Below are 12,284 nucleotides of genomic sequence, written 5' to 3'. Positions count from 1 at the left end.
CGAACCTGGGGACTGAATGGAAATCGAGAAGACGTTGTTCGACGCGCACCGCGCACGGTTCGCGACGATCGACAGACTGCTGCCCGAAGCGGCCCCGCCTCCGGTCGTCGGCGAGCGGGTGGACGCCGCGACCGCGTCGGGTGTCCAGGTCACCGGCGTGGTCCAGCGCCAATTGCATGGTCCAGACGACGTGCCGCTGCTCTGGTCGGCCGCCGACGTGCGGCAGCTGTTCCCGTTCGTCGGGAGCACCGGCACCGAGGGCATGGACGTGCTGCTGCGCGCGTGGCGGACGTGGATGGACGCCGAATCACCCGGCGAGGATTCGTCCTGCGTGGTGAACTGGCCGAGCCGGGACGCCGAGGCGATCCGCGCCTTCCTCGACCACGGGCTGGTGCCGATGTCCGCGCTCGCCGTGCGCACCGGAGGCCGGCCCGACGACACGGCCGACGCCGGCGCGGGCGTCCGGCGGGCCGGGAAGGACGACTTCGACGGCGTGCTCGCGATGGCCGTGTCGACCCACGACTACATCGGCCAGGTCGCCACCCGGCACCGCCCGAACGCCGCCGAACTGCTCGCCCCGGCGCTGGAACGCGCCCTCGACAAGGACGCCCCGCTGCTGTGGCTGGTCGAACGGGACGGCGCGATCGCCGCGTTCGCGCACGGCGCCTGGATCACCTCGTCGCCGGGGTCGGCCGAGGCCGAACTGCTCCCCCACGGCCGCTGGGGTTACGTCAACAACGTGGTCACCGTGCCGGGCCTGCGCGGGTCCGGCCTCGGCCGGAGCCTGATGTCCGCGGTGCACAGGGAGTTCTCCGCCGACGGCGCGGACGGCACGTACCTCTACTACAACCCGACCAACCCGCTCTCCTCGGTGTTCTGGCACCGGCAGGGTTATCGTCCACTGTGGACGTCCTGGGAGGTCCATCCGGCTTCCGCCCTGCGTTAGCCGAAATGCACGGTCAGCCGTCCGGTTTGCGGAGGTTTCGTCACTCTTGTGTGTGACGTGGGCCCCCCGCGGTTGTGCGCCTCCCAGGTCAGGGCTAACTTTTGAACTGACCAGTCAGTTTAAAAGTTCCACGAGTCGCCGACCTGGGAGTTCTTCGTGCGGGTTCAAGCCGACAGGGTGTCCGTGACCGGACCCCACGGCACATTGCTGTCGCCTACTTCGCTCACCGTTTCGGGTGGTGAGCTGGCGATCGTGCACGGCGAGCCAGGGGTCGGCGTCACCGCTTTCGGGCTGGCGCTCGCGGGCAGATTGAAGCCGGCCACCGGGACGGTGACCGTCGAGGGCGGTGACCCGCGGAAGGTCGTGGCCGTCGTCGACTCCCCCGGCGTGAGCGAACCGGACGGCGCGTTGTCGCTGCAGGTCGTCGTCGGGGAGGAACTCGAACTGGCGAAACGCCCGGCGAACAAGGCCGCCGTCGCGACCTGGCTGGCCGAGCACGACGCCGCCGCCTTCGCCACCACCCGCTTCGAAAACCTCGAAGCGGTGACGCGCACCCGGCTGCTGACCGCGCTCGCCGCGAACCGCAAGGATGTCGGCGTCCTCGTGCTCGACACCCCGGACAGGCACACCAGCGACGTCGACAGCTGGGCGCGGCTCGCCCGCGAGTACGCCGAGCGCGGCCTCGCCGTCATCGTCCTGACCGCCACCACCCCGGTTTCGGCCCTGCCGGAGAAGCCCGCCCTGTGCGGCGCTCTCGACCAGCCCGATCCCGTGCGCTGCGCACCCGTCGAAACCCCGGCGGAGACGACGCTGGAAGCGACCGTGGCGGACGACACCGAGAAGACTTCAGGAGACCAGGAATGAACCCCGTCCGGATCGCCGCCAACGAGCTGCGCCGGCTGAGCAGTGGCGTCCTGCCCAAGCTCGCCATGGTCGCGCTCGTCCTGGTGCCGCTGCTCTACGCGTCCTTCTACCTCTACGCGAACTACGACCCGTACTCGCGCCTGGACAAGCTGCCCGCCGCCGTCTTCACCTCCGACGCGGGCGCTAAGGACTCGGCGGGAGTGGAACGCAACGTCGGCCGCGAGGTCACCGACGAACTGGTCAAGTCCGGCACCTTCCAGTGGCACGAAGTGTCGCAGGACGAGGCCCTCAAGGGCGTCCGCGACGACAACTACTCGTTCGCCATCGGCATCCCGCGCGACTTCTCCACCGCGCTGCTGTCCTCGGGCAACCTCCAGCCCCAGCAGGCGACGATCACGCTGACCACCAACGACGCCAACAACTATCTGTCCGGCACCATCGCGAAACAGGTGGCCGAACAGGTCCGCAAGACGATCGCGGAGAAGGTCGGCAGCGAGGCGGCGGACAAGTTCCTGGTCGGTTTCTCCACGATCTACGGCAAGATCCAGGAGGCTTCGACCGGCGCTTCGCAGCTCGCCGACGGCGCGGGCAAACTCAAGACGGGCCAGCAGCAGCTGGCCGACGGCGCTAATCAGCTCGCCTCCGGCAGTTCGCAGCTCGCGACCGGGCTCGGCACCCTGAAATCCAGTACCGCCCAGCTTCCCGCCCAGACCCAGAAACTCGCCGACGGCGCCGGTCAGGTCGCCGACGGGAACCAGAAGGTGTCCGACGCGGCCTCGCTCGCGGCGACGGCGTCCGGCGACATCCAGGCCAAACTCGACGGTTACCGCACCCAGCTCGCGCAGGACCTGCGCGCCGCCGAGGTCCCCGAGGCGAAGGTCCAGGAGATCCTGAGCCGCCTCGACACCCTCCGCTCGCCGGTCGACCAGGCGAACACGAAGATCCAGGGCGCGAACGGCCAGCTGATCCAGCTCGCGTCCGGCGCGCGGCAGGTGTCCGACGGCGCGCACCAGCTGGCCTCGGCCACCCCGCAGCTCACCAGCGGGATCGCGCAGGCCGCCGACGCGTCGGCGCAGATCCGGGACGGCGCCGCGAAGCTGAACGACGGCGAGAAGTCCGCCGTCACCGGCACGAACCAGCTCGCCGACGGCGCCGTGCGACTGCGCGACGGGCTCGCCGCCGGGCTCAAGGAGATCCCGAACCCCGACGACCCCACCCGCGCGGCGACCGCCAACACCATCGCCGACCCGGTCGCGGTCAACTCCTCCGGCGTCGCCTCGGCCGGGACCTACGGCGCGGGCCTCGCCCCGTTCTTCATCTCCCTCGCCACCTGGATCGGCGCGTTCGTGCTGTTCCTGCTGCTACGCCCGCTCTCCACCCGCGCGCTGACCGCCGGCGCGTCGCCGTTCAAGGTCGCGCTCGGCGGCTGGCTCTCCTCGGCGCTGCTGGGGATCGCGCAGGTGATCGTGCTGTTCGGCGCGGTGACCTGGCTGGTCGGCATCGACGTCGCGCATCCGCTCGGCGCGATCGGGTTCGCGATCCTGGTGTCGCTCACGTTCACCGCCGTGGTGCACGCGCTCAACTCGTTCTTCGGCGCCGTCGGGAAGTTCCTCGGCCTGGTACTGCTGGTGCTCCAGCTGGTGAGCGCGGGCGGCACGTTCCCCTGGCAGACCATCCCGGACGCGCTGTACCCGTTGCACATCGTGCTGCCGATGGGTTACGCCATCGACGGGTTCCGGCACCTGCTCTACAGTGGCGCCTCGATGGAGATCCTCGGTGACATCGGAGTCCTGGTGGCGTATCTGGTCGGCGGGATCCTGGTTTCGACACTGGCGGCACGGAAGAAGCGCACCTGGACGGTTTCCGCGCTGAAACCCGAGCTCGCGTTGTGAGTCCCCGGGGTGAGGCGACGAAGCAGAAGTTGTTCGAGGCGACGCTGCGGCTGTCCGCCAGCCGCGGCCTCGTCGGGCTGACGGTGGACGACATCGCGGCCGAGGCGAAGGTCGCCAAAGGCACCGTCTACTACAACTTCGGCAGCAAGGACGGTCTTGTCGACGCACTGCTGCGCTACGGCGTCGGCGTGCTCGCGGACCGGCTGCGCGCGGCCACCGGCGACGGCGATCCGATGGACGTCATCTCCGCGCAGGTGGACGGCGCGCTGGAGTTCATCGCCGAATACCCCGGTTTCTCGCAGATCCTGGTGAGCGAGATGTGGCGTACGCCGGGCACCTGGCACGAGACGCTGACCTTGCTGCGCGAGGAGATCATCTCGATCGTGCGCGAACAGCTGCACCGGCTGGACGCCGCCGGGCGGCTGCCCGACGGCGTCCAGATCCCCACGGCCGCGGCCGGGTTGTTCGGCACGATGCTGGTGGTCGCCCTCGATTGGCAGGTGTTCCAGCCGAAGCGGACGCGGGCCGATGTCCGGGAATCGGTGATGGTGCTGGTCCGGGGGCTCGGCCGCTAGGCGCTGTCGCCGGTCTCCCGGACCCACTTCAGCTTGACCTCGAAGTTCCCCTCCAGCCCCGTTTTCGCGATGACCGCGCCCGCCTGCGCGGTCAGCTTGACGCCGAACTTGAGCTCGACCTCGTCCGGTCCCTTGGCCATCGACCGGAAGGTGTCCAGCGCCGCCGCGGCCGCGTCCCGCACGTTCGCCAGCGCCGCTTCGAAGGATCCCTTGGTGTCCTCGATCAGGTCGTCGCGCCGGGAGACCCGGGAGGTGCCCCGGACGGGGTCGATCTCGACGATCACCGAACCGCCGCCTTCGAGCGGGAACCGCGCCAGATCGTTCACCGATGCTCCTTCACTGTCCACAGTGGATTTTCAGCCATTCGCCGGGCTGGATGCTCTTCTGGACGTCGTCGAGCTGCTTGAGCAGGATGTCCAGCCGGTCCCGGTTGCTCAGGTACTCCAGGACGGCGCGGTGGAACGCGCCGGTCATCGTCGCGGGCATCAGGTCGGAGGCGTCGAAGCACGGGGCGGACGCCGAGGTGATCGTGTCCGCGACCCGCCTGCTCACCTGGTCCGGATAGACGTCGAGGCCGACCTTCCGGTTGGCGGAGAACGCGTTCGCGCGGGGGATCGACGGCCAGATCCGCTGCGCCTTCTCCGAGGCCAGGTACTCGATCAGTTTCCGTGCCTGGGGAGTGTTCTTGAACATGCCCGCCAGGTCGGCCGCGACTTCGGAGACGTCCCGCCCGGGAAAGGAGAGGAAGTCGAAATCGATGCCGGGCTTGGGAAACGACCCGTCGGGCCGCTTGAAGTTCTGGTAGCGGCTCATGATGAACGATGCCTGGTGCTCGAGCGCGCAGCCCGGCGGGTCGGTGAACATCCGCTTGCCCGCGTCGCCGAAGTCGGTCAGCAGCGCGGCCGCGGTGCCGCCTCGGATCGCGGCGGGTTCGAGTACGGAACCCCAGTCCAGCCAGGCCTGTTTGACCTCCGGCGAGGTCCACGCCAGGCTGCCCGACGCCCACCGCCAGTACTTCTCGGGACCCGCCGAATGCAGCAGGATGTCCTCGATCCAGTCCGTTCCCGGCCAGCCCGAGGTGGGCGGGGCACCCATCCCGACACACCACGGCGTACCGCCCGCCGCCGTCAGCCCGGCGGACAACGTGCGGAGGCCTTCGAACGTCGTCGGGCGGATCCCGGTCAGCCGGGCCGGGTCGTACCAGATCAGGCTCTTGAGATCGGCCTTCACCGCGACCGCGTGCACCTTCTCGGTGCCGATCTTCTGCAGGCTGACCCATTGCGGGCTGAAGGACCGGTCCACGACGGCGGAGAGGTCGTCGTCGAGCGGCAGCAGGTCGCCCGACTTCTGGTACTTCGCCAGCACTCCCGCGTTCGGCAGGACGGCCACGTCCGGCGGGGTACCGCGCTGGACGTCCGAGGCGAGCACCTGGTCGACGGCACGCGTTCCCTGGTAGAGGTAGTCGATCCCGGTGTCGGCCTTGAACGCGTCCAGCACCTGCCGGAACGCCTTCTCCTCGTCCCCGCTCCACGACGCGACGACGACGACCGGCCCGTCCTCCGCCGACGCCGAACAGCCGCCCGCGACCAGCGAAAGCGCCATCACCGAGGCCACCAGGCGTTTCACCGGCGGTACCGGTATTCGTCGATCCGGGCGTGCAGCCCGAGCAGGACCAGTCCGCCCGCGAGCAGGGTGCCCGCCGGGATCAGGAACTCCCGGCCGCCGGATTCGGCCGCGTCGGAGGCGTCGGCCGCCACCGCCTTCGCGCCCGCCGTGACCACCCGGGTGTTGTCCGTCGCCACCGTGGTGGTCCTTCGCGTCTTCTCCCGGAAATCGTCGGCGGTGAGACCGCATCCCTGCTCCTCGTCGCAGTACTCGGTCAGCAGGTCCGCGAGCCGTCGCTGACCCGCGTCGTCGGCGGCCTGGATCTGCGCGCCCCGCGCGGCGGCGACACCGTCGAGCCGCTCCCCGACCGAATCCAGCCGGTCGCGGCTGATCAGGGTGAACACCAGGGCGGCCCCGATGGCGGCGACGAGCACGGTCGCCGCGAGCAGCGGGACGTTCGCCACGCGGCGGAACCGTTTCTTCAGGTACAGCTGGGTGAGCACCAGCAGCACCAGGAGGGCGAGCACCGGCAGGAGCCACAGCGGGAGCAGCGCGAGGCTCATCCGGTGGACGACAGCTGCCGGTCCAGCGCGTCACGTTGCCTGCCCTGCAACGTTTCCAGCTCCTCCATGACCCCGCCGGGGGCGTGCAGCAGCCGTGAGGCGTGCCAGAGGTCGACCGCGCCCAGCACGGCGGCGTCCGGCTGGCGGAAGTGCACGTCGGCCTGCCCGATGGAGCCCGAGTAGGCCGCGACCTGGCTTTCCACCACCTGCAGTGCGTTACCGCCGTCCTCCCCCGCCTGGTTGAACTCCGCGACCCGCGCGAGGCTCTGGCTCGCCAGAGCCAGCTGATTCGCGTACTCCTGCCCCGGACCGGCGAGTTTCGCCTCGCCGGACGCGAAACTGGCGACCGCCGCGGCGTCCGCGGCCACCAGCGCGGCGCGGGCGGCGGTCACTTCGAGCACCGCCTGCGAAGTCCGGTCGCGGACGGTCTCAGCCGTGTTCTGCACGCTGTGGAACGCCCACAGCGAGACCACCAGGACCGTGAGGGTGAGCGCCAGCAGCGCGGTGCGGAGCCGGACCAGCCGCACCCGGGTCGGCGTCACGAAACCGCCTCGCCGAACGGTCTTCCGCAGCCGACGCAGAAGTTCGCCCCGGCGGGCGAAAGCGCGGGGCAGGTGGTGCAGGCGATCGGTGACGCGTCGGGCATCGGCCGATCTTCCTGCGGACGAGCGATTTCGGAAACCCTCGACGGGATGACGACGTGCAAAGCGTGACTGCGCGTCGCGTCCGAGCGCAGGCGCACGACCCCTTTCTCCGCGTCGACGATCTCCACGACCCCCGAGAGACGGCTGAGCGTCTCGTCGTCACTCGCGGCGGTGGCCAAGGCGACCGCCCGGCCCCAGTACCGTTCGGCCTCGGCCTGGTCACCCGCCGCGTAGGCGTCGCCGCCGGCGGTCAGCATCTCGCCGAGATCGGCCTGGGCGGCGTACTTCGAGACCATCGGGTGAACCAGCGTCGGCGGGATCGGGTCGTGCGTCCACCGCCCGGCGATGGGCAACGCGTCCTCGTCGGCCGTCGCCCCGGGAACGGGCACGAGTTCCGTCCACGCGAGCTGACGGTCCTGTCCGTGGCTGGGTTCGAGGTCGGGATCGAGGTCCAGGATCAGCTGGTAGTCCCGCGTCTCCTCGTTCGCGAACGAACCGAGCGACAGCTCCAGTTCGCGGACGGCGACCTCCTCGCACCGATCGGTGAGGTCGTACTCGTCCGGGAACACCTGCTTGACCGACCGCAGCCTGCTGAACGGCATGGTGCCGATGCGCAGCCGGACCTCGGGCAGCACCTTCGTCAGCGCGCTCTCGACGAGCTGCCGGAAGTCGTCGGCGAGCCGGTCGTCCTCGACGACGGAGTCGACGTTCCCGCGCAGCACCCGGCCGATCTGGGTGAGTTCGGCAGGCTCCCAGCCGTCGCCGATTCCCCTGGCGTCGCAGACGAACCTGCCCTCGCAGCTGTTCAGCACGGTCATCAGGGCGGCCCTGGTCTGCGAATCGTTGCGGCCGTCGGTGAGGAGGATCGCGTGCCGGACGGCGTCGGGTTCCCGTTCGAAGAGGTCGCGGGCCTTGGTGAGCCAGGCGCCCATCGCGGTGCCCCCGACCGCCACGAGCCGCTCGACCGCGGCGCGGGCCTCCGCCCGGGTGTGTTCGGAAGCGGTCACCAGACCGTCCTCGGCCGGATAGACCACGGTCGCGTGCTCGGTGCCCTGGACGACGGCGAAACGCACGCCGTCGGGGAGGACGTCGATGGCCGCCGCGGCGGCTCGCCGGGCCTCGCCGATCTTGGTGCTGGGGAAACGCATCGAGCTGGAGCAGTCGATCATCAGCACCTCGGCGGCCGTCCTGGCGGCGGTCACTTCACCGCCGCGCGAAACGACCCGGACGATCGCGGTCATCGACCGGTCGCCCTCCGCGAGGAACTTGTTCTGGTGCACCTCGATGCCCAGACTCGGCTGCGTCATCAAACCTCTTTCCTCCCAGGTGAACCCGTGACCCCGATCGACCTCGGCAAGGCACTTTCACACGAGGGTCACCGGTCTCACCGCGTTGGCCAGGTCGATCAGCACGTCGTGCGCCTCCGACGAGGGCGCGTGATGGGCGAGCCGCCGGTACGACCGGTCCAGCACGGTGCGAGCGCCCGGTTCGGTGGACCGCAGGGTCTCGCCGTCGGTGATCCCGTCCTGCCCGAGGAGCACGCCGGCGAGCCCGGTCTCGCGCACGGCCGTCACGAGCCTGTCGAGGGCGTCACCGTCGAGGTCCAACGCGGTCAGCCGGACCACCGCGTCGTCGAGTTCGGCCGACGCCGGGAGATCCCCGGTCCCGGGCATCGGCGCGGACAGCACCCGCACCCCGGCGATCCGCGCGGCCTCGTCGTAACGCGAGAATTCCGGGACCTGGTCGAGGATCTCGACGGCGGCGGCGCGAGCGCCACGCGACAACCGGACCCGCGCGAGCCCGAACGCCGCGCTGACCTGGGACCGGTCGCGCACCCACAGGGCGTCGTAGTACCGCTCGGCGGCGGCCGCGCCGTTGAGGTGCTCCTCGCACAGCCCCAAGGCGAGTTTCGGCGGCTCTTCACCGGGGATGTCCCGGTACACGGCGGTGAACTTCTCCTTGGCCGCGGCGAAATCGCCTTCGCCGAGCGCGAGCAGACCCCGATGCCACGCCACCCGCCAGTCGTAAGGGGCGCGGTCACCGAGGAGGCGTTCGGCCTCCGCAACCGCCAGCGCGCCTTCGACCGTCGCCCCCAGTTCCAGCCGCGCCCGGCACCGGCGGAACTCGACCTCGACCGAGCCCGACACCCTGTCGAGTTTCTTCAGCAACCGCGCCGCGTCGGGAGCGCGGACGGCACGGAGGAAGTTCGCCTGCGGATCGTCCGGATCCTCGCGCGGTACCGGCAGGCCGACGGCGATCTCCGCGGCGGCCGGGCGCGCGCCGAGCGAGACGGGTGTCCCTCGCGTCCAGTGCTCCAGCGGCGGCGCCTGGCCGAGTCCCGCGTCGAGCAGGACCGCCCCTTCGGCGAACAACGTCGAGCCGGAGGGGCGGGACTGCTTGTCCCGCAAGGAAAGGATCTCGCCGAGCACCCCGTCGAGCTGGACCAGCATCTCGCGCGCGCTCGCGAATCGCTGCTCGAACGAGGCGGTCGCGCGGTCGAGGACGCGGAGGAACGACTCGATGCCGAACCGGACGCCGCGCGCGTCGGTGGTGACCGACCAGCCGTCGCTGGCCTGGAAGAGTTCCCGCAACGTCACGCCGACGGTGTGGATGTCGGACCGGACGGTGAGCCCGTGTTTCGCCCGTTCCCGCGGGGAGACCTGGTAGTGCTCGGTTCCGACCAGCGGGCTTTCGTCGTCGGCGATCTTGCGGATGGCGCCGAAATCGATGAGCTTGATCCGCTTCTCACCGTGGATCACGTTGTCCGGCTTCATGTCGCAGTACAGCAGGCCCTCGCCGTGGAGGTAGTCGAGCGCGGTCAGGATCTCGCGCCCGTAGGCCACGACGTGTTCGACCAGCAGCCGTCCCTCACTGGAGTCCAGCCCGGCCCGGCCGCGGTTCTTGATCTCCCGCAAGGAAAGCCCGTCGACGAACTCCATGACGATGTAGCGGAAGTCCTCGTGCTCGACCACGTCGAAGATCCGGACGACGTTCGGATGCTCCAGCGCGGTGAGCACCTGGCTTTCGGTCTCCGCGATCCGCACGGCGGCGGTGTTGTTCGTGTTGATCAGGCCCTTGAGCGCGACGTACCGATCGCCGAGCCCGGAATCCGTTGCCAGGTAGACGAAACCGAGTCCGCCGCGCGCGACGCAGCCGAGCACGTGGTAGCGGCCGTCGACCACGTCACCCGCCGCGAGCTTGGGCGCGAAGGAGAACGGCGTCCGGCAGACCGGGCAGAATCCCTCGGCGGGCGCGGGCCCGCCGCCGATCGAGCGGCCGACCGGGGTGGCGGTGCACCCGTGCTTGCCGCAGAACCGTTCCTCCTCCGGGACGTGCGGCTCGGTCAGCAGACGGCCCGCGACGTCGGGGAGTTCGACGATCGGGAGCGGGACCCGGTCGTCCGCGGTCGCGTGCCCCGCGATCTGCTGGGAGCGGGTCACGACGGTGCCGGTGATCCGGGTCGGCGCGTCGGGGCCGGGGATCACCAGAGTCGGCTCTTCCGGCGTTCCGGGCGGCAGCCCGCAGACCTCGCAGAAGCCGGTCTTGCCGAGCATCCCCGGACAGCCGTCCCGTCCGCAAGCCGTCATCCGTCGATCCGTTTCCGTACGGTGTCCGCGTACCGCTCGACGGCGGCCGCCGCGGCCGCGAGGTCGCACGGTCCTTCGAAGAGCATCCGCCAGGCCGGCGCGTAGGCGGCATCAAGTTCGACGTCTTCGACGAGCCCGCTGTTACGGGCCATCTCCCCGTACGCGTCGAGCCGGGCACGGAGTTCCGCGCGCCGGGCGAGGTTCTCGTCGAGGTGACGGCGGAGTTCGCGGGCCCGCTCGACGGTTTTGGCCACGGCCCGCTCGCAGACCGGAAGCTGCCGTTTCACCCAATCGGTTTCGCCTTCTTGCTCCGCCGAACGCAGCTGCGTCAAGCCTCCCCTCAACCGTCGTGTCTTCGGATGGATGTCCGGAGCGCCGGAAAAACGGAGCGCGTCGCTCAAACTGTCCTTCTCCAGCCGGTCGAGTTCGACCAACCGGGAGTCCAGCAGGGCGAGGCGGCCTTCGATGTCGTCCTCGTCCGCGGGCAGGACGTCGGTGCTCGACCGGACCACGTTCACGCCCGGCGAGGTCTCCTCGCGGAACGCCAGCGCGAGCCGCAGCCCGAGCTCGTGCGCGCGCTGGGCCAGCGGCACGAGCACCTCGCCGACGAGTTCGTCGGGTTCGGCGGACTCGTCGACCCCGTAGACGACGACGGTGCGGCCGGCCCCGTGACGACCGGCCGGCGAGTCCGCGGCGACGTCGAGCCGGTCGGAGATGCGGCGGCGGACCGCGTCGGCGGTCTTGCCGACCGCGTCGACGGCGAGCACGACACTGCCCACCGGCGGGACCGTCGGCCCGGACACGCTCCGGCCCGCGCCGTGTTCGCGGTCGGCGAGGACGACCGCGCGGCGCAACGAGGCCGCGACGGCGGAATCGTCGTCGCCCATGATGATCACCCGGACGTCCGACCGGCCGTGCCCGCCGAGCCAGCGCGCGAATTCGCGGGCGAAGAGCCCGTCGATCGCGGGTGGTTCCGGGTACTGGACGAAACTCGGGTCGATCGCCGGGCTGCCCTCGGCCCAGCGGCGCAGTTCCGGCAGGTACCCGAGCATCGTCTCGACCGGGATCATCCAGGAGACGCGGGCGGCCTCGGTCGCGTACCGGGTCGCGACCATGCCGACGACGTGACCGGTCTTGTCGGCGATCACCGCGGAACCGCTGAAGCCGTGGGTGATCGGCTCGGCGTCGGGGCTTCGATGCAGCTGGACGCGCTCCAGGCCGTGCCCGCCGTCGCCGACGACGGTCGCCAGCGACCACATGCCGTCCGAACCGCACGGGAATCCGTACGCGCGCACGTGCCGGCCGTCTTCGAGGGCCGTCCGGTGGAGCGGCGCACCGGTGATCTGTTCCTCGGGGTCACGCAACCGGAGCAGCGCGACGTCCCCGCCGTCGTCGCCGATGGGCGCGGCCTGCGCGACGATTTTCGCGATTCCGGATTCGACACCGGGAAGCGCCACGAAATCCACCGTGATTTCGTCGTGGCCTTCGATCACGTGAGCGCAGGTGAGGAGGTGTTCGCCGTCGAGCATGGTCCCGGCGCCCAGGATCCGCCCACGACGATCGCGCAGCCGCACCCGCCAGCGTCTGCGCTCGGAAGTCACCCGAAAG

11 protein-coding genes are annotated in these 12,284 nt (G+C 70.4%); 4 read left to right on the top strand and 7 right to left on the bottom strand.

Features of this window, described 5'->3' with window-relative positions; all coding sequences use genetic code 11:
* The first annotated feature begins 16 nt into the window (after positions 1-16).
* The 4 genes from B0293_RS16230 (at position 17) to B0293_RS16215 (ending at position 4,277) form a co-directional block, all read left to right on the top strand.
* The gene (locus tag B0293_RS16230) at positions 17-946 is read left to right on the top strand and encodes a GNAT family N-acetyltransferase (protein ID WP_005159331.1); all 930 of its coding nucleotides are present in this window, start codon (positions 17-19) and stop codon (positions 944-946) included.
* A gap of 156 nt (positions 947-1,102) precedes the next feature.
* Complete coding sequence (locus tag B0293_RS16225) at positions 1,103-1,810, top strand: ATP-binding cassette domain-containing protein (RefSeq protein ID WP_005159335.1); 708 nt, start codon at positions 1,103-1,105, stop codon at positions 1,808-1,810.
* A complete protein-coding gene (locus B0293_RS16220; RefSeq protein WP_005159339.1) occupies positions 1,807-3,702 on the top strand; it encodes a YhgE/Pip domain-containing protein in 1,896 nt (631 codons plus the stop codon). Before B0293_RS16225 ends, B0293_RS16220 begins: the two co-directional genes overlap by 4 nt.
* Positions 3,699-4,277 carry a TetR/AcrR family transcriptional regulator gene (locus tag B0293_RS16215; protein WP_005159342.1) on the top strand — a complete coding sequence of 193 codons (579 nt, stop codon included), beginning with the start codon at positions 3,699-3,701 and terminating at the stop codon, positions 4,275-4,277. Before B0293_RS16220 ends, B0293_RS16215 begins: the two co-directional genes overlap by 4 nt.
* Here the strand turns inward: B0293_RS16215 and B0293_RS16210 are convergent.
* The 7 genes from B0293_RS16210 to B0293_RS16185 are packed head-to-tail and all read right to left on the bottom strand — an operon-like array spanning position 4,274 to position 12,277.
* Positions 4,274-4,603 (bottom strand): CU044_2847 family protein, encoded by a 330-nt coding sequence (locus tag B0293_RS16210; protein ID WP_005159345.1) that lies wholly within the window; start codon positions 4,601-4,603, stop codon positions 4,274-4,276. The genes B0293_RS16215 and B0293_RS16210 overlap by 4 nt on opposite strands.
* Positions 4,604-4,613: 10 nt before the next feature.
* On the bottom strand, positions 4,614-5,903 hold the full coding sequence (locus B0293_RS16205) for an ABC transporter substrate-binding protein (protein ID WP_005159347.1): 1,290 nt from the start codon (positions 5,901-5,903) through the stop codon (positions 4,614-4,616).
* Positions 5,900-6,445 (bottom strand): hypothetical protein, encoded by a 546-nt coding sequence (locus B0293_RS44285; protein WP_005159353.1) that lies wholly within the window; start codon positions 6,443-6,445, stop codon positions 5,900-5,902. The genes B0293_RS16205 and B0293_RS44285 overlap by 4 nt, the downstream gene beginning before the upstream one ends.
* A complete protein-coding gene (locus B0293_RS44280) occupies positions 6,442-6,987 on the bottom strand; it encodes a hypothetical protein (RefSeq protein ID WP_245191977.1) in 546 nt (181 codons plus the stop codon). Before B0293_RS44280 ends, B0293_RS44285 begins: the two co-directional genes overlap by 4 nt.
* Positions 6,984-8,396, bottom strand: a complete 1,413-nt coding sequence (locus B0293_RS16195) for a VWA domain-containing protein (RefSeq protein WP_005159357.1) — start codon at positions 8,394-8,396, stop codon at positions 6,984-6,986. The genes B0293_RS44280 and B0293_RS16195 overlap by 4 nt, the downstream gene beginning before the upstream one ends.
* A gap of 57 nt (positions 8,397-8,453) precedes the next feature.
* A complete protein-coding gene (locus B0293_RS16190) occupies positions 8,454-10,676 on the bottom strand; it encodes a serine/threonine-protein kinase (protein ID WP_039918603.1) in 2,223 nt (740 codons plus the stop codon).
* The gene (locus B0293_RS16185) at positions 10,673-12,277 is read right to left on the bottom strand and encodes a S1 family peptidase (protein ID WP_005159362.1); all 1,605 of its coding nucleotides are present in this window, start codon (positions 12,275-12,277) and stop codon (positions 10,673-10,675) included. Before B0293_RS16185 ends, B0293_RS16190 begins: the two co-directional genes overlap by 4 nt.
* Positions 12,278-12,284: the final 7 nt, after the last annotated feature.

The sequence above is a fragment of the Amycolatopsis azurea DSM 43854 genome (genome assembly GCF_001995215.1).
Classification (GTDB): domain Bacteria; phylum Actinomycetota; class Actinomycetes; order Mycobacteriales; family Pseudonocardiaceae; genus Amycolatopsis; species Amycolatopsis azurea.
Note: the sequence above shows the minus strand (reverse complement) of the source record. Positions and strands in the feature narration are given on the sequence as shown.